20 protein-coding genes are annotated in these 24,508 nt (G+C 60.4%); 3 read left to right on the top strand and 17 right to left on the bottom strand.

The genetic code is table 11. The features are described 5' to 3' along the window. Positions 1–26 precede the first annotated feature (26 nt). The 11 genes from K1X12_RS03960 to miaB all read right to left on the bottom strand — a co-directional run bounded on the left by K1X12_RS03960 (position 27) and on the right by miaB (position 10,158). The gene (locus K1X12_RS03960) at positions 27–713 is read right to left on the bottom strand and encodes an RNA-binding protein (RefSeq protein ID WP_220986332.1); all 687 of its coding nucleotides are present in this window, start codon (positions 711–713) and stop codon (positions 27–29) included. Continuing rightward, complete coding sequence (gene nusA / locus K1X12_RS03955; RefSeq protein ID WP_220986331.1) at positions 688–2,460, bottom strand: transcription termination factor NusA; 1,773 nt, start codon at positions 2,458–2,460, stop codon at positions 688–690. The genes K1X12_RS03960 and nusA overlap by 26 nt, the downstream gene beginning before the upstream one ends. Then, on the bottom strand, positions 2,457–3,053 hold the full coding sequence (gene rimP, locus K1X12_RS03950) for a ribosome maturation factor RimP (RefSeq protein WP_220986330.1): 597 nt from the start codon (positions 3,051–3,053) through the stop codon (positions 2,457–2,459). Before rimP ends, nusA begins: the two co-directional genes overlap by 4 nt. Positions 3,054–3,230: 177 nt before the next feature. Beyond that, on the bottom strand, positions 3,231–3,440 hold the full coding sequence (locus K1X12_RS03945) for a cold-shock protein (protein ID WP_220986329.1): 210 nt from the start codon (positions 3,438–3,440) through the stop codon (positions 3,231–3,233). A 186-nt stretch (positions 3,441–3,626) separates the two neighbouring features. Beyond that, positions 3,627–4,325: a tRNA (guanosine(46)-N7)-methyltransferase TrmB gene (gene trmB / locus K1X12_RS03940; RefSeq protein ID WP_225907865.1), complete on the bottom strand. Its 699-nt coding sequence runs from the start codon at positions 4,323–4,325 to the stop codon at positions 3,627–3,629. Further along, a complete protein-coding gene (locus K1X12_RS03935; RefSeq protein WP_225907864.1) occupies positions 4,322–4,780 on the bottom strand; it encodes a helix-turn-helix domain-containing protein in 459 nt (152 codons plus the stop codon). The genes trmB and K1X12_RS03935 overlap by 4 nt, the downstream gene beginning before the upstream one ends. Positions 4,781–4,816: 36 nt before the next feature. Beyond that, a complete protein-coding gene (gene lnt, locus K1X12_RS03930) occupies positions 4,817–6,460 on the bottom strand; it encodes an apolipoprotein N-acyltransferase (RefSeq protein WP_220986328.1) in 1,644 nt (547 codons plus the stop codon). 9 nt (positions 6,461–6,469) lie between these two features. After that, on the bottom strand, positions 6,470–7,330 hold the full coding sequence (locus K1X12_RS03925; RefSeq protein ID WP_220986327.1) for a CBS domain-containing protein: 861 nt from the start codon (positions 7,328–7,330) through the stop codon (positions 6,470–6,472). Positions 7,331–7,336: 6 nt separating this feature from the next. Continuing rightward, positions 7,337–7,789, bottom strand: a complete 453-nt coding sequence (gene ybeY / locus K1X12_RS03920) for an rRNA maturation RNase YbeY (RefSeq protein WP_220986326.1) — start codon at positions 7,787–7,789, stop codon at positions 7,337–7,339. 9 nt (positions 7,790–7,798) lie between these two features. After that, positions 7,799–8,743: a PhoH family protein gene (locus K1X12_RS03915; protein ID WP_220988786.1), complete on the bottom strand. Its 945-nt coding sequence runs from the start codon at positions 8,741–8,743 to the stop codon at positions 7,799–7,801. A gap of 38 nt (positions 8,744–8,781) precedes the next feature. Next, entirely contained in the window at positions 8,782–10,158 is a 1,377-nt protein-coding gene (miaB, locus tag K1X12_RS03910) for a tRNA (N6-isopentenyl adenosine(37)-C2)-methylthiotransferase MiaB (protein ID WP_225907863.1), read from the bottom strand. A gap of 147 nt (positions 10,159–10,305) precedes the next feature. Between miaB and K1X12_RS03905 the strand changes: the two genes are divergently transcribed. Beyond that, positions 10,306–11,868: an alanine/glycine:cation symporter family protein gene (locus K1X12_RS03905; protein ID WP_220986325.1), complete on the top strand. Its 1,563-nt coding sequence runs from the start codon at positions 10,306–10,308 to the stop codon at positions 11,866–11,868. 36 nt (positions 11,869–11,904) lie between these two features. On the opposite strand, the gene K1X12_RS03900 is transcribed toward K1X12_RS03905, so the two are convergent. The 4 genes from K1X12_RS03900 to K1X12_RS03885 form a co-directional block, all read right to left on the bottom strand. Continuing rightward, complete coding sequence (locus tag K1X12_RS03900) at positions 11,905–12,909, bottom strand: zinc-dependent alcohol dehydrogenase family protein (RefSeq protein WP_220986324.1); 1,005 nt, start codon at positions 12,907–12,909, stop codon at positions 11,905–11,907. Positions 12,910–12,961: 52 nt separating this feature from the next. Further along, positions 12,962–14,419: an AMP-binding protein gene (locus K1X12_RS03895; protein ID WP_220986323.1), complete on the bottom strand. Its 1,458-nt coding sequence runs from the start codon at positions 14,417–14,419 to the stop codon at positions 12,962–12,964. A 42-nt stretch (positions 14,420–14,461) separates the two neighbouring features. Continuing rightward, complete coding sequence (locus tag K1X12_RS03890; protein ID WP_220986322.1) at positions 14,462–15,412, bottom strand: alpha/beta fold hydrolase; 951 nt, start codon at positions 15,410–15,412, stop codon at positions 14,462–14,464. Positions 15,413–15,498: 86 nt separating this feature from the next. Beyond that, a complete protein-coding gene (locus tag K1X12_RS03885; RefSeq protein ID WP_220986321.1) occupies positions 15,499–15,804 on the bottom strand; it encodes an SCP2 sterol-binding domain-containing protein in 306 nt (101 codons plus the stop codon). A gap of 108 nt (positions 15,805–15,912) precedes the next feature. Between K1X12_RS03885 and K1X12_RS03880 the strand changes: the two genes are divergently transcribed. Together K1X12_RS03880 and K1X12_RS03875 are read left to right on the top strand one after the other, a co-directional pair. Further along, positions 15,913–17,460 carry an acyl-CoA carboxylase subunit beta gene (locus tag K1X12_RS03880; RefSeq protein ID WP_220986320.1) on the top strand — a complete coding sequence of 516 codons (1,548 nt, stop codon included), beginning with the start codon at positions 15,913–15,915 and terminating at the stop codon, positions 17,458–17,460. Positions 17,461–17,587: 127 nt separating this feature from the next. Beyond that, a complete protein-coding gene (locus K1X12_RS03875) occupies positions 17,588–18,451 on the top strand; it encodes a DUF4349 domain-containing protein (RefSeq protein WP_225907862.1) in 864 nt (287 codons plus the stop codon). A gap of 12 nt (positions 18,452–18,463) precedes the next feature. Here the strand turns inward: K1X12_RS03875 and gltB are convergent, their stop codons facing one another. Together gltB and K1X12_RS03865 are read right to left on the bottom strand one after the other, a co-directional pair. Then, on the bottom strand, positions 18,464–23,005 hold the full coding sequence (gene gltB, locus K1X12_RS03870; RefSeq protein WP_220986318.1) for a glutamate synthase large subunit: 4,542 nt from the start codon (positions 23,003–23,005) through the stop codon (positions 18,464–18,466). A 5-nt stretch (positions 23,006–23,010) separates the two neighbouring features. Continuing rightward, positions 23,011–24,456, bottom strand: a complete 1,446-nt coding sequence (locus K1X12_RS03865; protein WP_220986317.1) for an NAD(P)-dependent oxidoreductase — start codon at positions 24,454–24,456, stop codon at positions 23,011–23,013. Positions 24,457–24,508: the final 52 nt, after the last annotated feature.

Genomic DNA, 24,508 nt, shown 5'->3' with positions numbered 1-24,508 from the left:
ACGCCTCAGCGTTCCGGCAGTTTCCGCTACCGGTCCGTATCCTTGAACCAGGTCAACTCTGGAGCCTCGCGAAAGCCGGTGAGGCGCCTATAGGCCAACTCCCAGTTCTCCGCGATGGCCCCCCTGCGGACGAGCCCGTGTATCACACGGTCGCGTCCAAATGCCATGCCCAATTCCGGCGCGCTAAGCGCACCGGCAACTTTCACGCCGCTATATAGGGCTTTTGCGAGAAAATACACCTTCGAACGGCCATCTTCCGCACCGTCCGACGCTTCCAGCAGGAAGGCGGGCGCCCCTTCCTTCAGCGCGTCGCGCACTTGATCAAAGCCACAGATCGCCTGGCCCGCTTTTCGGGCAAGGCCCAGAAGCTCAACGGTCCGCTTCAGCAGCAACCGCTCAACAAATCCGGCAAGATCGTCCGGAACCGTCACTTGGGACTTGAAACCCCGCGCAAAGGCGCCCTTGCGAGCCGCTGTTTCAACAACGCCCCTTTCCGCCTTCACCCAGACGCCCCTGCCCGGCAAGCGTTCAGCGATGTCCGGCGTCACGATACCGTCCGGAGACAACACAAACCGGAGCATTGCCGCCTTCGGCAACCGCTCGCGTGTCACCGCGCATAGGCGCTCAGGCGAGGAAGTATCTTCCTCGCCCTGCCCATCTTCCAAATTGTCTGCGATCAGGCGCGGATCACTCTCGGGATGCGGCCTCGTCATCGCCGCCCTCCACTTCAAGTTCGGAGAGATCGATGCCGAGTTCCTCGGCAAGGGCCTCTTCGTCTCCCTCATCGCCGCCCGAATTGCCAAGCTCACCCAGGGCCAGGAGCGCACGCTCCTCCTCGGTCAGCTCCGGCGCCGTTTGGCTTGCGCGTTGTTGTGCCAGCATCTCGTCGATCGCGCCCGGCTCAATCCAGCCAGCCACAACGCGCGCCTTCATGATGAACAGCTGCGCGTCGTCCTTGCGCATCTCACCCTTCTTCAGGATGCCCTCAACCCAGACCGGCTTGCCGTCAGGGCCGGGCTCGCGATAGCCGGTGATGTCGTCCGGCACGAGACCGGCGACATCCTCAACCGTCTTCACGCCCTGCTCACCAAGCTTCACAGCGAAGGACGGGGTCATGCTTTCAAGTTCCATGACTTCGTCTTCAACACCGAGTTCACGGCGCTTCGCATCGTTCTCGGTGGCCACACGCTCGAGATACTCGCGCGCACGCTCCTGCAGCTCTTCAGCCACATCGGTGTCAAAGCCTTCGATCGTGATGAAGTCGTCAGGCGCCACATAGGCGATTTCCTCAACCGACTCGAAGCCTTCCGAAGCGAGCAGCTGGGCCAACGTCTCGTCCGCATCCAGAGCCTTCATAAACAGCTCGGTACGCTCCTGGAATTCCTTCTGGAAGCGCTCGGAGTCTGCCGACTCGGTGATGAGGTCGATTTGCCAACCGGTGAGCTGGGATGCGAGGCGCACGTTTTGTCCGCGGCGGCCAATGGCCAGCGGGAACTGATCGTCGGCCACGACAACCTCGACCCGGCGCTCATCTTCATCCAGCACCACCTTGGAAACTTCGGCCGGCTGAAGCGCGTTCACGATAAACGTCGCAGCGTCGAAGCTCCACGGAATGATGTCGATCTTCTCGCCGGAAAGCTCGCCGACAACTGCCTGGACGCGCGCGCCGCGCATACCCACACAGGCGCCGACCGGATCGATCGAGCTGTCGTTGGAGATCACGCCGATCTTCGCACGAGAACCCGGATCGCGGGCACAGGCCTTGATCTGAATAACGCCTTCGTAGACTTCCGGAACTTCCTGGGCGAACAGCTTGCGCATGAAATCGGGCGCAGCGCGCGACAGGAAGATCTGCGGGCCCTTCACTTCGCGGCTCACTTTATAAAGGTAAGCGCGCACGCGGTCGTTGGGCTGGAAGTTCTCGCGCGGGATACCGTCATTGCGTCGGATGATGCCTTCGGCGCGGCCAAGGTCCACAATCACATGGCCATACTCGACACGCTTGACGATGCCGGAAACGATTTCGCCGACGCGGTCCTTGTATTCATTATACTGACGCTCGCGCTCGGCATCGCGCACTTTCTGCGTGATGACCTGCTTTGCAGTCTGGGCAGCCACACGGCCGAAATCGAACGGTGGCAGCTCTTCCTTGAGTTCGCTGCCGATCTCAAGCGAGGCGTCGATCTTCTTGGCTTCGGCGAGGCGCAGTTGCTTGGCTTCGTCTTCGAAGTCCTCATCGGCAACGACCGTCTGCACACGCCACAGCGTCTGCTCGCCGGTCACAGCGTCGATCTTGGCACGGATGTCGTGTTCCTGGCCGTACTTGGCCTTGGCGGCCTTCTCGATCGCTTCCTGCATCGCTTCGATCACGATGCGTTGGTCGATCGACTTCTCCTCGGCAACCGCTTTGGCGATCTGCAGGATTTCAAGCCGGTTGGCTGAAACGCCGATGGCGCTCATTGGACATCTCCTGTCTCTTCATCTTCGTCTTCGGACTCGTCGATTTCAAAATCGGCGAGGGATTCTTCATCGTCTTCCGGCTGGGGCGGCAGGTTGCCGGCTGCCCGCGCGGCTTCGATCAATTCGTCTGTCAGCACAAGGCTTGCCCGGCTCATCTCGTGGACGGCGGCGACGAGTTCGGTCTCGTCATCAAGCTCGATATGCGCGCCGTTCTCGTCCTCGCCCGTGATGATGCCCGTAAACCGGCGGCGGCCATCAACCGGACGCGCCAGCTCAACCTTGGCGGCGTGACCAATCCAGCGCGCAAAGTCGCCCGGCCGGGTCAGCGGACGGTCAATACCAGGCGTGGAGACTTCCAGCGTGTAAGCCTCGGGAATGGGATCTGCCGTATCGAGGGTCGGAGACAGCGCGCGCGAAAGGCGGGCACAATCTTCCACATCGGTAGGCGCCCCCCCTGCCCGCTCAGCCATGATCTGCAAATGAGGCCGGCGGCCGCCCTGGATACGCAGGCGCACGATTTCCATGCCAATGCCCTCCGCAACGGGTTGGACAAGGGCAAGGATGCGGCGTTCCTGTTCGGTCAGGGCAATCATGTAAAAGTGGCATTCCGCGCTAAAGAAAAGCGGCGGACCCGTTTCCGGACCCGCCGCCGATATATTTCGACTTGCGCGCTAGATAATCCCAAACTCGCCGGATGTCGAGAGGGGCAAAAACACAAACGGCGGCCCCCTCAGGAGCCGCCGCCGCTATCTGTCTGAGGACAGAGACGATTAGAGGACTTTCAGGTCCACTGCCGAGGTCTTGCCGCGGCGCTCGTCTTTGTAGAGCTCGTAAGAAATCGCCTGGTTTTCGGCGAGGGTTTTGAGACCCGAGCGCTCGACAGCGGAAATGTGGACGAAGATGTCCGCGCCGCCATCATCCGGCTTGATGAAGCCGTAGCCCTTCTGATCGTTGAACCATTTAACTTTGCCGGTTGCCATGCTTGGCTTTCCTTTGACGTTCCTTCGGCCGCGCCAGCACGGGATTGTGCCATACGGTGCCTGTCGAAAACGGAGGAGGGAAAGTCATTGCCGTCGGTCTGACGGGGTCTTGATATTCAGACCGGCCGGTTTCGATAAACCTAATTAGCGCATGAGGCCGCGTTTCCGTCAAGAAAAACCGGCAGATTAGGCAATCTGGAAGTCGAACCAGACTGGTTTGCAGTCACCCAGCTGCTTGGATTCATAGCGGGTGGTGATGTGGTCCTGTGGCGGCTTGCGCCAGTCGTCTGCCGAGCTGGCCAACCATTCAAAACCATCTGCAGCCGTAAGTGTGTGCAACGCCTCATCGGCATAGCTGATCACATCCGTCGCGAAGCGAAGTCGACCGCCAGGTTTTATTTTCGGATGCAGCATTTTCAGAAAAGCTGGCTGAATGAGGCGGCGCTTATGTTGCCGGCGCTTCGGCCATGGGTCCGGAAAAAGGATGAAGACCCGCTCCAGACTTGCATCAGGCAGGCGTTCGATCAGTGGCCGGGCGTCATCTGGCCAGAGCCGGATATTGTCAGCGCCAGTATCTTCAATTCCGCCAAGCGCCTTGGCGACCCCCTCCAGAAAGGGTTCGCAGCCGAAGATGCCCACATCCGGATTCCGGCGCGCTTGCTCCACCATATGCTCCGCGCCGCCAAAGCCGATCTCCAGCCAATAAGCGCGTTTCCCAGGAATCAACGCCTCAAGGTTCAGCGGAGCATCGCCCGCCGGAATGCGATAGGCATGCAGCTTCTCGGCCATAAGCGCCTTCTGACGAGGCGACAGCGGCCGTCCGCCAGTGCGCCCAAAGCTGCGCAACGGGCGATCCCGAAACTCTGCTTCGGTCGGATCTGTCATGCGCGCGGCGGCCCCTGACTGGCCCTATCCTGATCGGCGAGCCGACTTTCAAACGCAGAAGCCGCCGCGCGGACCGTCGCAAGCAGGGATCCACGCAAAGAGGCATCCTCAATCTTCTGAAATGCCGAGATCAGCTCCAGAACTTCGTCCGACAGCACTTGCAGGCCGCCGTCATCCGGCTCTTCAGCGAGTTCCGGGGCTTCGAGACCAGCGAGCTCCTCGGCCCCCTCAAAAAAGTAACCGACCGGAACTTCCAACACGCCGGCTATCTCGAAGAGGCGGCCCGCCGATACCCGGTTCACGCCCTTTTCGTATTTCTGCACCTGCTGAAACGTCAAATCGAGCAATTCGCCAAGCTTTTCCTGAGTCAGCTTCAGCTCCCGCCGGCGAAGACGGATTTTCTTGCCGACGACGCGGTCGATCCCGCTCGGCAATTTGCTTTCAGACATACTCATTCAGGTGGCGCCGCCATTTTCCGTGGAGATAAGGGCTTAACGCCTCCAGCTTGCGAAGGCCAGTAGCGCGAACAGGCAGAGGCTTGCCCAGAAAAGCGAGGCGCCAACCCGACTTTGGAACAGGGTCACCTCAGCGGCGACCGGCAGCCGCGCCCGACCATAAGAGGTAGACCAGCCCTGAGGTGCCGTCTCTGCTGGAATGGTGCGCATCACTTCGCGGCCGTAACCGTCAACAATGCCTGAGGTTCCACGATTGGCAGCGCGCACCAGTGGCAAGCCGGTCTCGATCGCACGATACCGGTTTTGCGCATAGTGTTGGGCGGGACCCATCCCGCGGCCAAACCAGGCATCGTTGGAAATCAGAACCATCCACTTTGCCCGGTCAGTCAGGTTCACGCTTCGCGAAATCTCCGGGAACAGTCCTTCATAACAGATGAGTGCCACAAATGGCGGAAGTCCGCCGGTATCGATCGCTGTAGCACCCGCGCCGGGGCGGAACCCGTCCGCCGCCAGACGCTGTACAGCAGGCGGAAGATAGGCACTGAGCCGCTCGCCAAGCGGAATGAAGTTGACGGCAGCGAGTTCGCCAAAAGGCACAAGGCGGTGCTTGTCATAGAGCGCAAGCGGGCCGGTCTGGTTCACGGTCTCGTCCATCACGGCGAGACTGTTGTAATAGGTGCGGGAATCCGTGGTTGTCAGCTCATAGCGGGTCGTACCTGCAATAAGCCTGCGCTGCCCAATATAGGCTGCGATCGCGTCCAACGCATTTGCGTCCTGCAGCAGGTACGCCGGCACAGCAGCTTCCGGCCAGACGACAACATCGCCAGGCCGACTGTCAGGATAGGTCAGCATGCGCAGGTATTCATAGAGCACAGGGTCGGGCCCAAGCGTGTCCCATTGGTCTTGCGGAACGCCGGCATCCATAACCACGACGGCCTGATCAGTGAGCGGCGAAGGCTCTTCAGTACGATTGGCGCCCCAAGCCCAACCGAGCGCTAGCGCTACCACAGACACAAGCGCGGGCGCGACACGCAGCGGAATGCCCCGCGCTTCGCGCGTATCGACCAGCGCAGCCGGAGACGCCATGATGAAAACGGTGAGCAGCGTCAGCCAATAAACCCCGCCGAGCGAGGCCGCCTGAGACAACGCCCCACCCGGAATCCAGGTGGTGCCCGGAAGATTCCACGGAAAACCACCAAACAGGTGACCACGTGTGAACTCGGCTAGGGCAAAGAACAGTGAAAAGATGAAAACGCGCGATGGCGACGCCGACCAAAAGGCACCCGCCATGAGCGTAAACACACCCCAGATAATCGCCATGCCCGCCGGCAGCAGAACCAGCGGCATCCAGATAAACCAGATGGTGCGCGCCGGATCGACCAGGAACGGCATCGCCGTCCAGTGAAGGCTGACAAGGAAAAAGCCCGTCCCGAAGGCCCAACCACGCAGAAATACCGCCCGGCCCCAGCGCGCCTGCGCCCTGGCGCCATCGATCATCCAGACAAGACCGGTGAAAGAAATCGCCAGCACAGCGCTGAAATGGAAAGGCGCAAACGCGACAGCCGATAGCGCGCCCAGCGCAAAGGCTGCCGCGAGCGCCGAAAGGCCAGACAGACGCGCAAAGGCCTCATGCAGAGGCCCCAGCGCAGTAAATCCATGACTGCGCACAGCTTTGCTCATGTCGAAACTCTACTCCTCGGCAGCGGGCTGCGGCGGGGGCTCTGGCAAACGCAGACGCAGCCGGCGAACCCGCCGGGCATCCGCATCCATGATTTCAATCTCGGCGCCGCCCGGATGGCGCAGCACTTCTCCGCGGACAGGAACTTTCCCCGCCAGCGCAAAGGCAACGCCGCCAAGCGTATCGATGTCTGCATCCAGTTCATCGAGGCTGAGATCAACGCCGGTTTCCTCCTGGAAATCCTCTATTTCCGTACGCGCATCAGCTTCCCAAACACGGGGGCTGCGCCGCACGAACATAGCTTCCTCATCATCGTGTTCGTCTTCAATGTCGCCCACGATGACTTCCACAAGATCTTCCAGCGTGAGCAGGCCGTCGGTGCCGCCATACTCGTCCACGACCAACGCCAGATGAATGCGGGTCGCCTGCATCTTCACGAGCAGATCGGTGAGCTTCATCGATGGTGGGACATACAGGACTTCCCGGTGCAGACGCTCGAGCGGGCGCCGGGGCAAAGTTCCACCTTTGGCAAGTTCCGTCACAAGATCCTTGATGTGAACAAAGCCAATGGGGTCATCAAGCGTTTCCCGGAAAACCGGCAAACGCGAGTGGGTCACCTCAGCAAAGGTTTCCAGAAGTTCCTGGAGACTGATACCGGCCTCGACAGCTTTGATGTCCGCGCGCGGGATCATCACATCATCAACACGAAGCTCTTCGAACTCGGCAAGGCGAAGGCGCATGACCTGGGGCGCAGCCGCCGGTTCGGCGTCCTTGCCCGCAGGCGCTACAGGCTCAGCTGCCTTTTTGCGGAATCCGAAGAAGCTTCGCAATCGGCCGGCCGGAGCCGCGTCGGAGGGGTCTGAATCACTCATTTCCAATCAGTCATTCCGGTATGGATTAGCAATGCCAAGGGAGGCAAGCGCCTTTATTTCCAGTGCTTCCATTTCTGCCGCCTCTTCATCCGTCTCGTGATCGAATCCGAGCAGGTGAAGGTAGCCATGGATCAGCAGGTGCAAGAGATGGTCGGCGGGCGCCTTGCCCTGCTCTGCAGCGTCTGCGGCGGACACACCCCAAGCTACGGCAATGTCTCCCAGGAACGGACGGTCCATCGGCAGTGAAGGGAAAGACAGCACGTCTGTGGGCTTGTCCTTGCCGCGAAAATCGAGATTCAGCTGATGCAATGCGCTATCGTCGGCAAGCAGCAGCGCAATGGTGCCCTCACCTGCCGGCGCAATAGCTGACGCCGCATCGAAAGCCTTTTTGCAGAGAGCCTCGAGACTACCGAGCGCCGCCCAACTGTCATCCTCGACGAGAAGGTCGAAACTAATCATGGCGGGGCCTCAGCTCTCCCCTGACGCAGCGTAGGCATCAATAATCCGGCTGACGAGGCCATGGCGGACGACATCGGCCGCCGTCAGGCGTTGAACGGATATCCCCTCAACGTCCTTCAGGATACGCAGCGCCTGTTTGAGGCCGGATTCCTGGCTGCCCGGCAGGTCAACCTGGTCCGGATCACCGGTCACGACCATTCGGCTGTCCCGGCCAAGACGCGTTAGCACCATCTTCATCTGCGCCGCTGTCGTATTCTGCGCCTCATCGACGATAACAAACGCATTCTTCAGGGTGCGCCCCCGCATGAAAGCAATCGGCGCAACCTCGATCTCGCCGCGCGCCATGCGCCGCTCCATCTGCTCCTGCCCCATCAGCTCGCGCAAGCTGTCCCAAATGGGCAGCATGTAGGGATCGACTTTCTCTTCAAGCGTACCCGGCAGGAAGCCGAGCTTTTCGCCGGCCTCGACCGCCGGGCGGGTCACGATCAGCCTTTGGCGGATACCGGCATTGAGTTCCGCGACACCCGTCGCCACAGCCAGATACGTCTTACCCGTACCGGCCGGGCCGACACCGAACACAAGCGCATTGTCCGGATTGGACAGGATTTCCAGATACTTCGCCTGCCCGCGCGTCATCGCGGTGACGGACTTCTTCAGACCGCGAAGGCCGGTGAATGTCTGAGAAGGCGCCTGCGCGGCCTGCAAGGCGCCATCGAGTTCCATCTCGCTGGGCTCAGCGCCGCCACGCAGCCTGCGCTCGAACTCCGCGAGTGCAGCCTCTGCGATGGAAACGCCTTCCTGGCTGCCCGCAAGCATAATCCCGCCGCCCTGGCTCTCGGCACTCACGCTGAAAGGCTTCAGGCGCGTTTCCAGGAGCGTCAGGTGGCGATGATGGGGACCGCAGAGATCACGCAGGCGCTCGGACTCGCGCACCTCATAAAGGCGGCTCACCATCTTCGGATCAGGGTCTGATGACGTGCGGCGTTTGCCAGTCACAGGGCTGCCTCGCTCACACGCACGAGTTCACCCGTCAGGGAGTTGAGGCTCGACCCGACAATCTTCACATCAACAATCTGCCCATTGAGGCTTTCCGGGCCCTCGAAATGGACGGCCTGCAGATAGGGCGAACGGCCATGCATCTGGCCTTCATTGCGTCCCCTGCCAGTGACAAGAACTGGCAGCGACTCGCCGACCTGCGAGGCGTTGAACGCCATCTGCTGTTCCCGCAGCAGAGCCTGAAGCGCCTGAAGCCGCTCATCTTTCACCGCTTCGGGCAGGTGACCGTGCATTTCAGCTGCTGGCGTGCCGGGACGCGAGGAGTATTTGAAAGAATAGGCAATCGCATAGCCGACATCGCGAACGAGCTGCATCGTCGCTTCGAAGTCGGCGTCCGTTTCACCAGGGAAGCCGACAATAAAGTCCGACGCAATAGCAATATCCGGACGCGCCTTGCGGACGCGCGCGATGATATCGCGGTAGTGATCAGCGGTGTGGCCACGGTTCATCGCCTTGAGGATACGATCAGAACCCGACTGAACCGGCAGATGCAGGAACGGCATCAGGGCCGGCGTATCGCCATGGGCTGCGATGAGATCGTCATCCATGTCGCGCGGGTGGCTGGTGGTATAGCGAATACGCTCGATTCCACCGATCCGCGCCAGATGGCGGCAGAGCTGGCCGAGAGTCCAGTCTTCACCGCCCTCAACAGCAGGCGCAGGCCCATGGAACGCATTCACGTTCTGACCGAGCAGAGTAATTTCACGCACGCCCTGAGCGGCAAGGCTGCGCGTCTCGACCACAATATCATCCACCCGGCGCGAAATCTCGGCGCCGCGAGTGTAGGGCACCACGCAGAAGGTGCAGAACTTGTCACAGCCTTCCTGAACCGAGACGAAGGCCGTCGGGCCATCGGCTTCGCGCGTCTTGGGAAGAGCGTCAAACTTTTCGACCGTATCGAACTCGGTCTCCAGACGGTCGCCGATTGCTCGGCTGGCGCGGGCGATCATTTCAGGAAGCTTGTGATAGGCTTGCGGACCTAGAACCAGGTCCACAGCTGGCTGGCGGCGGATAAGCTCCTGACCCTCAGCTTGCGCCACGCACCCAGCGACAGCGATGGTCATGCGGCCGCCCGAGGCTTCTTTCATGCGCTTCAGCTGGCCAAGCTCGGAATAGACCTTTTCGGTCGCCTTTTCTCGGATATGGCAGGTGTTCACGACCACAAGGTCTGCCGCGTCAGGGGCATCCACCGGCGCATAGCCAAGCGGGCGCAGCACATCGCGGATGCGCTCGGAGTCATAGACATTCATTTGGCAGCCATAGGTCCTGATAAACAGGCCCTTCAGAGGCTTCTGGTCGGGGGTGCCGGTCATTCGGCGGCTTATGCCTCAAAAGCGGGCAAGCTGGAAGAACCTTCCGCAATCTGACCCGCCCCATAGCAGTCTAAGACTTCACAGCCCGTCGAAGCGGGCTAGTGTGCCCCCAAATTGACACTTTTGGCGCCGGGGAGGCCCTCACACATGCTAGCCGAACTTTTCGGGACGATTGAAATGGGCGTCCTGACCTTCAGCGATTTTATTTGGGGCGGAACATGGGGCGACACGCGCGTTCTGCCCTTTGGTCCTATGGCCCTCATTCTTCTCGGTGTGGGGGTGTTTTTCATGCTGCGCCTCGGCGCCCGTCCGCTCCGACGCTTTGTTCCGGCAGTTTCTGAAGTCTGGCGGGGACGCAAAGGCAACGGTGAGCCGAACGCGATCACCCCTTTCCAAGCCCTGGCAACGGCTCTTTCTGGTCAGGTTGGCACCGGAAACATTGTCGGTGTGGCAACGGCTATCACCATCGGCGGCCCCGGCGCAGTATTCTGGATGTGGGTGACGGCGATCCTCGGCATGGCGCTCGCCTTCGCCGAAAGCTCCCTTGCCATCAAATTCCGCGAGATAGACGAAAATGGCCGGATCAATGGCGGCCCGATGTACTACATCCGCAAAGGTCTCGGGAAAAAATGGACCTGGCTAGCCGCGATTTTCTGCCTTGGAACCATGTTCTCTGCAACCGCAACCGGCGGCATGATTCAAGCCAACGGCATTACCGCCAACCTGACAGATGTTTTCCGCACCGACTTCGGGATCGGCATGGCGAACTCGGTTTCCGTATTCGGTATCGATGTCGACCCGATGAAGGCTCTGATCGGCGCCGTACTCTGCGCATTCGTTTTTGCGGTCATTATTGGCGGTATCAAGTCCATCGGACGGGTTGCAGGTAATCTCGTTCCGGCAATGGCGGCACTCTACATCGCCGCCTGTGTTGTCATTCTCGCCCTCAACATTCAGTTCATTCCTGCCGCATTCGGAATGATCTTCGCTTCCGCATTCGGCCTCAATCAAGCGCTCGGCGGCCTGGCGGGTTATGCTGTTCTCTTTGCAGTCCGCGAAGGCGTGGCACGCGGCCTTTTCTCGAACGAAGCGGGTCAAGGGTCTGCGCCCATCGCGCACGCCGCATCTCAGATGAAAAACCCCGCAACCCAGGGCGAGATCGCCATGATCGGCGTATTCATCGACACGATGGTCTTGTGCACCATGACGGCGCTCGTGATCCTCACCGCCGAGGGCAGCTGGGCAACGGCTGGCCAATTTAAGGAATGGGCCGGCGAAACCACCAGCCATATCTGGATGGCCGAAGGCCACAGCCCGGCAACCTTGACCAATCAGGCCTTCACTGACGCCGTTCCCGGCCCAGTCGGTGGCTGGATCGTCACACTTTGCCTGACGCTGTTCGCCTTCACGACCATTATCGGCTGGTCCTACTATGCCGAGCAGGCGGTCACCTTCCTCATCGGCGAATGGGCGACCAAGCCGTTCCGCTACATCTGGGTTGTGGTGATTTTCGTGGGCGCTGTGGCGCAGGTGCATTTTGTCTGGCGCTTCGGCGATATCGCAAATGCATCGATGGCGCTGCCAAACCTGCTCGCCATCGCCCTCCTGTCCGGCGTCGTCTACCGGATCCACAAAGCCAACGGCGACCCGGATACGGCTGACGGAAACAGTGAGATCGAGGATCTGCGTGAGAACGTGCCCGTCGAATAAGACGGGCACGCCCTAATCATTCTTCTTGCGATAGGATCAGATCGTCAGGACTATCTTGCCGAAATGCTTCTGGCTCGCCTGGTGGGCAAAGGCAGCGGCGATCTGATCCAGCGGGAACTTGCTGTCGATGACAGGGCGCATGGTCGAGGCTTCAATGGCGTCGATCATGTCCTCCTGGTGACGGCGAGACCCCACGGTGATCCCCGACACGGTTACGTTCCTTGAAAAGAGCGCTGCTGTCGGGACTTCACCTGAGACACCCGTCAGGACGCCGATCAGCGAAATGTGTCCACCCGGACGGCAGGCATTGATTGACTGCGCCATCGTACCAGGCCCGCCAATCTCGACCACCTCATCGACTCCTCGGCCACCCGTCAGCTCAAAAGCCTTGCGGCCCCAGTCCGGCGTTTCCTTGTAATTGATCACATGGTCAGCGCCGAGGCTCTTGAGCTTTTGCATCTTCTCCTCTGAGGAAGAGGTTGCGATGACGCGCGCTCCGGCCATCTTCGCAAACTGCAGGGCAAAGATCGACACGCCGCCCGTTCCCTGAACCAGCACCCAATCGCCAGGCTTGGTTTTTGTTTCAACAAACATTCCGCGCCACGCGGTCAAGGCTGCACACGGCAGTGTTGCGGCTTCTTCGAAGGTCCAACCAGCGGGCATCCGCGTGAAGGCGGTTTCCGGCGCCGCAACCAGCTCGGCTCCGAACCCATCAGCGCCGTCGCCAGGAACACTCTGGAAACCAGCTGCTTCAATCTGCCCCGACTGCCAACCCGGAAAGAAAAGTGAAATGACCCTGTCGCCGACTTTCCACTTCGTGACGCCTTCACCGACCGCCACAACCTCCCCTGCGCCATCCGACATCGGAATGCGGCCGTCAGGCGTTGGAATTCCGCCCAGCACGACAACGAAATCATGGTAGTTGAGCGAGCTGGCCCGAACACGGACGAGCACTTCGCCCGCTTTCGGTTTCGGATCTTCCCGCGTTTCAATGACGAGCTTTTCCAGCCCACCTGGCTTTTTGACGGCTGCTACTTTCATGGCGTTTTCCTCCCAATGTGGAAGGACGGGAGCTATTGCGCCCTTGGGGAAGTCAAGAGGCCTGGATTCGAGCTTCCCTTAGGGCCTTGCGCCGAACCTTGCCGGCATCATCCCGAACAGCTTCCGCCGTGTATTCGAAGGTCTTCGGGATCTTGTACCGCACAAGACGCTCCGAAAGATGAGCGAGCATGGAGGCCTCATCAACCGCGCCGTCCGGGCGATCGATAACGGCGTGCAGGCGCGCGCCCATGTCATCATCGGGAAGGCCGATCACAGCAGATGACCGGACACCTGGATAAGCCTCGATCGCCGCCTCGACTTCAGCCGGATAGACATTGGCGCCTCCGACAATCACCATGTCGGACAAACGATCAGACAGGTAAAGATACCCGTCTTCATCCATCCAGCCCATGTCGCCGAGGCTTTCCCAACCGCCTTCAATCGCCTTGGCTTCAGCACCAATATAGCGATAGGTCGTCCCTGCGCCCGAAAGCGGCCGGATAAACACTTCCCCGACTTCGCGTGGCGGAAGGGTTTCACCCTGTTCGCCCACGATTTTCATTTCGCAGGCCTCAACAGGCCTCCCAACCGATCCCTTATGCTTCAGCCACTCTGTGCCCTGAATAGTCGTCGAGCCCTGCCCTTCGGTACCGCCGTACAGCTCCCAGATAACTTCTGGGCCCAACCACTCAATGAAGCACTCCTTGAGCCACGCCGGACAGGGCGCTGCCAGGTGCCAGAGCGCCTTCAAACTGGAGAGGTTGTATTTCGTCCGGGTTTCCTCCGGCAACGCCCAGATGCGCCGCATCATGGTGGGGACCGTGTAAACCACATCGACGCTGTACTTCTCGATCAGCCGAAGCGTTTCTTCGGGATCAAACCGGGTGGTAACAACGACCGTACACCCTTTGAACAAGGCCTGCATTGCCCAGAGGAAAGGGCCATTGTGATAGAGTGGACCCGGGATAAGCATGCATCCCTTCTGCGGTATCTCGAGAAGCGGGATATCCGGGTCCGTAGCCGCCGGCTGCTTCGAGACAATCAGCTTTGGCCGCCCTGTCGAACCTCCCGACGTCATGGCTTTGAAGCTGGTCGCAATCGCTTCAGGCAATTGAGTATCCGGCAGCGACGGGTCGGGACTGTAGCCAAGAGGAATACATGCCGTCTGCGGATATTCCCCCGCCGGAACACCAACGACCAACGCCGGCGCGCCGACTTCAACGATCTGGTCGCGTTCCAGCTTGGGGAGACGTGCGGACACCGGCTGCGGCGTAGCGCCTGCCTTCCAGGTCGCAAAACAAGCCTCAAAAAACTCTATCCCATTCGGCAGGGAAATCGTGACAAAGTCATCCTGCTTTACGCCAAGCGCCTGATATGCGCGGGCAAGCCGGTTGGTGCGGGCATCAAATGTCGCCCAGCTGATCTCGGTGCCCTCGTGCGAAAGTACGATCCGGTCAGGTTGTTCATCCGCCCAATGAGCCAGAATACGAGACAGTGAAATGATGGCCATAGAAATTCCTCCCGATCCGCAGTCGCCCGCTTGTGATTAGTTTCAGATCCCGGCACGCTTCAGAAGGCGCTGGAAGCCGTCCCAGAATTCAGCACGCTTGTCGCCTGTCTCCATAAGGATCTCGTGCATCGCGCCTTCCACGGTGATGTGTTCGCAATCGCGAAGCCGCGACGCGATCCGGCTATGCGATGCGTTATCCACCAGCTTTTCTTCTCCGGCCGAAGCAACAAATACCGGCACGGAGACCTTGGCGAGAAGCTTGGCTTTCGAGAAGGTCGAGAAGATGTCCAGCGACGCGCCCAGCCAGCCCCAGGTAACGGGGCCAAGCTCAAGATCAGGCTGCGCATCAATCAGCGCACGTTGCAGCTCCCAACGCCGTTTGTCGTGGGTCACGATATTATTTTCGAATGTTTCCGGCGGCCCTGGCTGCATCGCATAATCGCCGGACCGTCCAGTGGCCCTCATTGCCCAGACGAGATAGCGCATCCCGAGTACAGGTGACTTGATCCCCCACATCGGCGCGCAGAAGGCCGCAGCCTCCACCTTCACAAGCTCCTGAGTAATTGCCGCCAGAGCGATGGCGCCCCCCATCGAATGAGCCAGCGACACATAGGGGCGCGGCAAACGCGTCTCGAGCGCACCAAGTCCCTTGGCAAGCGCGTTCATGAAAGTCTCGAAGCGGTCTATGTGCCCCTTCTTGCTGTCGGGCAGCAAGCGGTCGGAAAGGCCCTGCCCCGGCCAGTCGAGGATCACGATAGCAAAGCCCATTTGCTGGAGCTCGCGGCCTACCTCGAAATACTTCTCTATAAACTCCGTGCGGCCCGGACACACAATCACGGTCCCGCGCGGCTTTGCTGCCGAAAGCGCGGGCGCGACACACGCTCTGAGCCGGCGCCCTTCAAGACCGTCGAACCAGACAATTTCAGCGCCCTGGGGCGCGGGATTTCCTGACACTTCCACAAACCGGTCCTGTCTGGCGCCTGCCTGTGTCATGCAAGAGTCTCCTGGTTCAAATGATAGAGCCGCCCGCAGGTCTCCCCGGGGCGGCTCAATGCGTCAAGCGATCTGTTTCAGGCAGATCAGCCAGCCAGCTTCTTCATCAGCGACTGGAGCTGCATCGCGACCGACATGTCACCCGCAACTTTGAGTTTGCCTTGCATGAAGGCCATCGTCGGGTCGAGCGCGCCAGCAGCGAGCTTCGTGAAGTCATCCCAGTTGATCGAGATGGTGGCATCAGCCGCGCCGTCGGAATTGTCAGCAACGCCTGCGGCGCCATCGATGAACAGTTTGCCGACGCTACCGAAATCAAACTTCACTTTTTTCTTGAAATCACTGCCGCCAGCCATCGCTTCTGCAGCGCGCTGGGTGAGTTGGGCGAGATCCATCAGGCTTCCTCCTTGGATTGAGACCTGCCCCGGATAAAGCAAACCGGAAGGGACCCGGCAAGAAGAATCCCTTGACGCACCTTGCGATACATCGATCAGTTGAATTCCATGAGTTGGCAAAAAGCGATCGAGGAACTCCGACGCCGGGAACGGCTGGCCGAGGAGATGGGAGGAGAGGAGCCGGTTTCGCGCCAGCGCGGACGCGGCAAACTTACCGTAAGGGAAAGGGTCGCCTTCCTGGCCGACCCAGGAAGCTTCCACGAAATTGGAAAGATTGCGGGTAAGGCTGCTTACGGCCCTGATGAAGAGCTTGCCACCTTCATGCCCTCAAACTCCGTGATGGGCCGCGCCCGCCTTGACGGGCGTCCCACCGTTGTCCTCGCAGACGACTTCACTGTGCGCGGCGGCGCGGCCGACGCCTCGATCTGGCAGAAGATGGTTCAAGCCATCAAGATGGCCGCCGAATACCGGATGCCCCTTGTTCAGATGATCGACGGAACTGGCGGTGGCGGCTCAGTCAAGATGTTGGAGAAAGATCCGCGCACCTACATTCCAGAAACGCCCGGCTGGAACGAAATTGTTCACGGCCTCACGCAGGTGCCATTCGTGTCACTGGCACTCGGGCCCTGCGCTGGCATGGGCGCTGGCCGGGTCGCAGCCAGCCATTTCAGCATCATGGTGAAAGAACTGAGCCAGGTCTTCGTGGCCGGCCCGCCAGTTGCCATCGCTCTGGGAGAGGACGTCACAAAGGAAGAGCTCGGCGGCTGGAAAATTCAAGCCCAGAACGGAACTGTAGATAACGTCGTCGACACCGAAGCCGATGCCTTTATCGCTGCGCGCAAATTCCTCTCCTACCTTCCCCCTTCCGTACATCATCTGCCTGAACGCGTTCAGCCGACGGATGACCCGAAGCGCAAGGAAGAGAGCCTGCTGTCCATCGTGCCGCAGGACGGGCGCACGCCTTACAAACCCCGCAAGATCATCGACGCGGCAGTCGACAAAGGCAGCTTTTTCGAGATCGGCGCATATTGGGGCCGCGGCATCGTCGCAGGCCTCGCCCGGATTGACGGATATCCGGTTGGCATTCTTGCCGGCGACCCCTTCTTCCTGGATGGCGCGTGGACGGCCGACGTTTGCGACAAGGTCACCCGGCATATGGACCTCTGCTCCACATTCCACCTGCCCGTCATTCACTTCGTCGACTGCCCCGGCTTTGCCGTTGGCGTTAAAGCGGAAACTGCAGGCGTCACCCGCGCCGGTGTACGGGCCATGACAGCCGTCTACCAGGCTGATGTTCCGGTATGCTCGGTGGTCATTCGCAAAGCCTATGGTCTGGCGGGCTCGGCCATGATGAACCAGTCGAAGACGAAGTGGCGGTATTGCTGGCCAAGCGGAGACTGGGGCTCCCTGCCGATGGCCGGCGGCATCGAGGCGGCGTTCCGCAAAGAGCTTTCGGAAGCAGAAGATCCCGACGCCCTGAAAGCGCAGCTCTACAGGAAGTTCGAAGCAATCAGGTCTCCCTTCCGCACCGCGGAAAGTTTCCTTGCGGAGGAAATCATAGACCCCCGTGATACCCGACCCTTACTGGTAGACTTCGTGTCGCACGCTCAGCGCGTTCTGAAGGCTGAAGAGAGACGGATCGGCTTCCGCCCCTAAGCCCCATTCTGCAATCTATCCTGCTTCGGACCAGCTTCCGGCACGGTATTGCCATTTTCCGGGAGATGATGCCTGCTCACGCCCGATGTTGGGGAGGACACGCATCATGCTCAGGAAATTAGCCCTTTTGACCCTGCCGCTTCTGCTGGCCGCAGCCTGCAGCGCGGAACGCAGCTACGCTCCGGCGCCCCCGGCCATGGAAATGGCCATGAAATCCGCAGAGCCAATGTACAGTGAGGTGGAGGAGTCCGCCGGAGGCGGAGCGGATTCAGCCAGTGTGCAGCAGTATATTGCCTACTCGCATAGCGTCGGCATGCGGCTTCCTGTGAAGTCCATCGAACCCACAATGCAGGGCCATATCGCCGCCTGCAAAGCCGCAGGACCAGCAGTCTGCGTCGTCACCAATTCCTGGATGAACGCCTATTCTGAGGACCAGGTTTCAGCCACTTTGAATTTGCGCGCGACGCCTGACTGGATCGAGAAGTTCCTGTCCGGCGTGGAAGCCGAAGCTGAAGCGGCGAAGGGCGAGGTCACCAACCGGCAGACCACCGCCGAAGATCTGACGGTTTCCATAATCGACACCGGCGCCCGCCTGAATGCTCAGGAAACGCTGCAGAAGCGTCTCGAAAAGCTGCTCGCGGACCGCCCGGGCGAACTTGGTGACATTCTCGAAACCGAGCGTGAACTGGCCCGCGTCAATGGCGAAATCGACTCCCTGAAGTCCACGCTCGCCGCTCTGCGCCAGCGCGTAGACATGAGCCAGCTTGCGGTCAGCTATGACACGAAAACCAATCCCGTGTCGCAAGGCGCATTGCAGCCGCTCGGCGAAGCCTTCGGAAACTTCTTCTACAATCTTGCCAGCGCTGTCGCGGCCGTCGTCACGGCTTTTGCCATCGGCCTGCCCTGGCTCTTGCTCATCGGCGTGCTGCTCTGGATCTGGCTGCGGGCCATCTGGCCGCGCATCCGCCGCAAAAAGAAGCCAGGCGCCTGATCCTTCCCCGGATCAGGCCCGCTCTGCCTGCTTGCGCTTGGAGCCATCGGCTTTCCGCGCAAGCAGCAGATTGGCGACTTCTTTCGGCACAATCATCAGCATCTGGCCGAGCGTCGCGTCCCAGGCGTCGAGTAGTTCCCTTCCCCGCACAGAGCCCGTACGGCGAACATGCTCTTCCAGCAGCGCCTTGGCTTCGCCGATATGTTCCTCCGGCATGTCGGCCAGCGGATACCAGTCGATTGAATCCGGATTTGCGACACGCTCGAACCGCTGTTGCGGATCCCAGATATAACCAGCGCCGCCGGTCATGCCGGCGCCGAAATTGTCGCCAACCGGCCCAAGGATCATCGCCCGGCCACCGGTCATGTATTCACAGCCGTTTGCACCGCAGCCTTCGACCACCGCTTTCGAGCCCGAATTGCGGACGGCAAAACGAACCCCTGCCGTGCCCGCGGCAAAGAGCTTGCCCGTGGTCGCGCCATAAAGGCAGGTGTTGCCAATGATGGCGTCTCCCACGGCTGCACGGCGATCACGCGGACGCGGCGTCACAACGATGGTCGCGCCAGAAAGGCCCTTGCCGACATAGTCGTTGGCATCGCCAAGCACTTCCAGAAGCAAGCCCTGCACGCTGAACGCCCCAAGCGACTGGCCTGCAGAACCCTCAAGACGGATGTGCAACCGCCCTTCGGGGAGCGCATGCATACCGAACTTCCGTGTAATGCGCGAACTTGCCCGCGCGCCAATCGCCCGCATCGTGTTCTGCACGCCATATTCGAGCTGCATCTTCTCACCACGCTCAAAGAAGGGTTCAGCATCCCGCAGGATCTGTGCGTCGAGCGTATCCGGAACCGGCTCACGATAGGTCGGCTTGTAGACAATCGGGCTGTCGGTATCGACCTGAACCAGAAGCGGGTTGAGGTCGAGATCGTCGAGGTGCGTTGCCCCGCGGCTGACCTGCTTGAGCAGGTCCGTGCGTCCGATTGCTTCATCGAGAGACTTGAGCCCCAGCGACGCGAGGATTTCCCGCACGTCTTCGGCGATGAAGCTCATCAGATTCACCACCTTGTCCGGATTGCCGGTAAAGTGCGCCCGCAGCTTTTCATCCTGGGTACACACGCCGACTGGGCAGGTGTTCGAATGGCACTGGCGGACCATGATACAGCCGACCGCCACAAGCGCCGCTGTGCCGACGCCATACTCTTCAGCGCCCAGCATGGCTGCGATCACGATGTCGCGGCCGGTACGCAGACCACCATCCGTCCGCAGGGTGATCTTTTCACGAAGGTTGTTGAGCGAGAGCACCTGATGGGCTTCGGCCAGGCCAATCTCCCAGGGGAGGCCAGCATATTTGATCGAGGTCTGCGGGCTTGCGCCCGTGCCGCCGACACCGCCTGAAATCAGGATGATGTCCGCTTTGGCTTTCGCAACACCGGCAGCCACCGTGCCGACGCCCGACTGGGCAACGAGCTTCACGCAAACCCGGGCTTCCGGGTTGATCTGCTTCAGGTCGTAGATCAGCTGCGCGAGGTCTTCGATCGAGTAGATGTCATGATGAGGCGGCGGCGAGATCAGCATCACGCCCGGCGTCGCATGGCGCAGCTTGGCGATCAGTTCGGTCACCTTGAAGCCCGGCAACTGTCCGCCTTCGCCAGGCTTTGCGCCTTGGGCCACCTTGATTTCTATCTCGCGGCACTCGTTGAGGTATTCCGCCGTCACACCAAACCGGCCGGAAGCAATCTGCTTCACCGCCGAGTTCATGTTGTCGCCATTCGGCAGCGGGCGATAACGGGCGCGGTCTTCCCCACCCTCACCCGACACCGACTTGGCGCCAATGCGGTTCATGGCAACGTTCAGCGTGCCATGCGCTTCAGGCGACAGTGCGCCAAGCGACATACCTGGCGTGACGAAACGCTTGCGAATCTCGTTGATCGACTGAACCTGCGACAGCGGGATCGCCGGGCCTGCAGGCTTGAAGTCCAGCAGGTCACGCAGTTGCAGCGGGTCGCGGTTGTGAACCGCGTCGACATACTTGCGATAGATGGAGTAGTCGCCCCGATCACACGCCGCCTGCAGGGTGTGGATCAGGTTGCCGTCGAGCGCGTGCGGCTCGTCAGAGGCGCGCAGGCGATAGAAACCACCAACCGGCAGAGAGATGACGTCCTCATCAAAAGCCTTCTGATGGCGGACAAGCGCATTCTCTTCGAGGCCAGCAAGACCAAGGCCGGAAATACGGCTGGACATGCCGGGGAAATAATCTGCGACCAGCGCGCGGGAGAGGCCAAGCGCTTCGAAATTATATCCGCCGCGATAGGAAGAGATGACCGAAATGCCCATCTTCGAGATGATCTTCAGAAGACCCGCCTCGATGGCTTCCTTGAAGTTCTGGACGGCTTTTCCGAGCGAAATGTCGCCCAGCAGGCCGCGTGCATGCCGGTCCGCAATGGCATCCTGCGCCAGATAAGCGTTCACACAGGTCGCGCCGACGCCAACGAGCACCGCGAAGTAATGCGTGTCGAGACATTCAGCCGAACGTACGGTGATCGAGCAGAACGTCCGCAACCCCTGCGCCACAAGGTGCGAATGCACTGCGCCCGTTGCCAGCACCATAGGCACCGCAATCCGGCTGGCCGACTGGTTCTCATCCGTCAGGATGATATGCTCACGACCCGCACGAACAGCTTCTTCCGCCTCACGGCGGATGCGTTCCAGCGCCTCCTTAAGCGCCGCGCCTTCGGAGGTCACATCCGCTGCGTCGAAAGTACAGTCGATCGTCTCGGTGCCGAGACCCAGCCGCTCCAGAAGGCGTTCATACATTCCGGTCGTGAGAACCGGGCTCTCTAGCACGAACACTTCCTGCTGCGATTTGTCCGTATCCAGCACGTTGCCGAGGTTCTTGAACCGCGTTCGCAGGCTCATGACACGGCCTTCGCGCAGCGGGTCGATCGGCGGGTTGGTCACCTGACTGAAGTTCTGACGGAAGAAGTGGCTCATCGGGCGATACGCCATGGTCAGAACCGCTGGAGCAGTGTCATCGCCCATAGAGCCAATCGCTTCTTTGGCGCTTTCGGCCATAGGCGCAAGGATCAACTCTAGGGTTTCAAGCGTATAGCCTGCTGCTGTCTGCCGACGGAGCAGCTCTTCCTTGTTAAAGAGAACAGGCTCCGGGCCTGGGCCGATTTCCGGCTCAAGCTCGGTGACTGCCTGCAGCCACTCTTCATAGGGCGCCTGCTCGGCAAGAAAGTCCACGATTTCGCGGTGATCGTAAAACTTGCCCGTGCCCAGATCCGCCGCGATCATGCCCCCCGCCGGGATAGACCCGCGGCGGGTAACCTCATGATTGCCAAGCGGGCACATGCCCGTTTCTGAACCGACGGCCAATATACCGTCCGTTGTCAGAGAATAGCGAAGCGGGCGAAGACCGTTGCGGTCAAGTCCGGCCACTGCCCAGCGGCCGTCATAAGCGGCAATCGCTGCCGGGCCATCCCATGGCTCCATGACGGAGTTACAGTAATCATAGAGCGCGCGGTGCGCCATCGGCATCACCGAGTCACGTTTCGACCAAGCTTCCGGGATAAGCATTGCCTTGGCCATCGGCGCCGGACGGCCCGATTTGCAAAGCAGCTCCCAAACCGCGTCCAGCGCGCCGGAGTCAGATGTGCTGTCGGGAATAACCGGCTTCACGTCCTGCGTGTGATCGCCAAATGCTTCCGACACCATGCGGATCTCATGGCTCTTCATCCAGTTGCGGTTGCCGCGCAACGTGTTGATCTCCCCATTGTGGGCAATCGTGCGGAAGGGCTGGGCCAGCGCCCATTGCGGGAACGTGTTCGTCGAATAGCGCTGGTGATAGATCGCAAAAGCCGACACGAACCGCTCGTCGCGGAGGTCGAGATAGAAATTGTCGATGTCCTGCGCCAGGAACATGCCTTTGTAGATCAGCGACTTGTGGCTGAGCGAGCAGACATAGAAATGCGGGATCGCTGCTTCGCGCGCCCGGCGTTCGATCCGGCGGCGGCAAATGTAAAGCGCCCGCTCCAGCTCTTCTGGCGACCGGCCGCGCGCATCACGGAACATGATCTGTTCAATGGCAGGGCGCGTGTCTTTCGCCTTCTGTCCGATCACGGACACATCGACCGGCGGCTGGCGCCAGCCATAAATGTAGAAGCCGAAGTTCAGCACTTCGCGCTCAACAAGCGTACGGGCCGCTTCCTGCGCGCCGAAATCCGTGCGCGGCATGAAGATCTGGCCAACGCAGATACGGTCATCGGTCGGGTTATGGCCGGTGCGGCTCACATGTTCGCGGAAAAAATCCTGCGGTACATCAAGGCGTATTCCCGCGCCGTCCCCCGTCTTGCCATCGGCATCAACGGCGCCGCGGTGCCAGACATTCTTCAGCGCGCGGATACCCATCTCGACGATTTCGCGGCGCGGCTTGCCGTCCAGCGCAACCACGAGGCCAACGCCGCAGGCGTCGCGTTCGTCTTCGGGATTGTAAGCGCCTGCCTCGATGAGACGCTGGCGGTTCTCTTCATAGTTCTTCACATAATCAGACATCTGATTTACTCCGCCGCCACTTTCGCTGCCTGCTCGGCCGCTTTCATAGATTGGTGCATTGCTTCGGCCGCGTCGCGGCCATCCTTGATCGCCCAGACGACAAGTGATGCGCCGCGAACAATGTCGCCAGCCGCATAGACACCCGGAAGACTGGTTTCCATCGTGGAATAGTCCACACGGACCGCGCCCCAGCGATTGACCGTCAAGGCAGGTTCATTGAAGAGCGCCGGCAGGTCTTCAGGATCGAAACCAAGCGCTTTGATGACAAGATCGGCTTTCACATCGAAGGTTTCGCCAGTCTTGACTGGCGCCTGGCGTCCAGACGCATCAGACTCGCCAAGCTTCATTCGGCTGGCACGAACGGCCTTCACCTTGCCACCCTTGGTGTCAATGATGGCTTCCGGATTGGCGAGCCATTCAAAAACGACCCCCTCTTCTTCCGCATTCTGAACTTCGCGCTGCGATCCGGGCATGTTGGCCCGGTCTCGGCGATAAAGACAGGTTACAGACTTGGCACCCTGGCGGATTGCCGTGCGTACACAGTCCATTGCGGTGTCGCCACCGCCCACGACCACCACGCGCTTGCCGCCAGCATTCAGGGTGCCGTCTTCGTACTCGGCTACCTTGTCACCAAGATCCACCCTATTGGACGCCGTGAGGTAATCGAGTGCGGCCAAGACGCCCTCCGATCCGCTGCCCGGACACTTCAGGTCCTTGGCTGCATACACGCCCGTCGCGATGAGAACCGTATCGTGCGCATCCCGAATATCCGAGAGCTGCATGTCTACGCCAATGCGGGTGTTGAATTTGAATTTGATGCCAGAGGCTTCCAGATGCTGGATGCGGCGCTCGACAACATCCTTCTCCAGCTTGAAGCCCGGAATTCCGTAGATCAAGAGTCCGCCGCCCCGATCATAGGCGTCATAAACGGTAACCTGATAGCCTTTGCGACGAAGCTGCTCGGCTGCGGCAAGACCGCCGGGGCCCGCGCCAATGACGCCCGCCGACTGCGAACGCTCGCGCGGCGGCTTGATCGGCTGAACCCAGCCTTCAGCCCAGGCCGTATCGGTGATGTATTTCTCGATCGAGCCGATAGTCACGGTGCCGTGGCCCGATTGCTCGATTGTGCAGATGCCCTCACACAGGCGGTCCTGCGGGCAGATGCGGCCACAGATCTCTGGCATGTTGTTGGTCGCCGAAGAAACCCGCCAGGCTTCTTCAACGCGGCCTTCGGCAGCCAGGCGCAACCAGTCGGGAATGTTGTTTGAGAGCGGACAGCCCTGCTGGCAGAAAGGCACGCCACACTGGGAGCAGCGGCTCGCCTGCGCGGTCGCCGCTTCAACAGAAAATTCGCCGTAAATCTCGCGGAAGTCGGCGGCGCGGTCTTTCGCGCTACGTTTCTGCGGCATTGCGCGGGAAACTTTCGTGAACTGCAGCATACGCTCGGCCATAGGCTTGCCCCAAAATTGCTGGAACGCTTGCTATAAGCGCGGCTTCGCAAGT

Source organism: Hyphomonas sediminis, from assembly GCF_019679475.1.
In the GTDB taxonomy this organism is placed as follows: Bacteria; Pseudomonadota; Alphaproteobacteria; order Caulobacterales; family Hyphomonadaceae; genus Hyphomonas; species Hyphomonas sediminis.
This window is presented reverse-complemented; position numbering and strand designations above follow the sequence as displayed.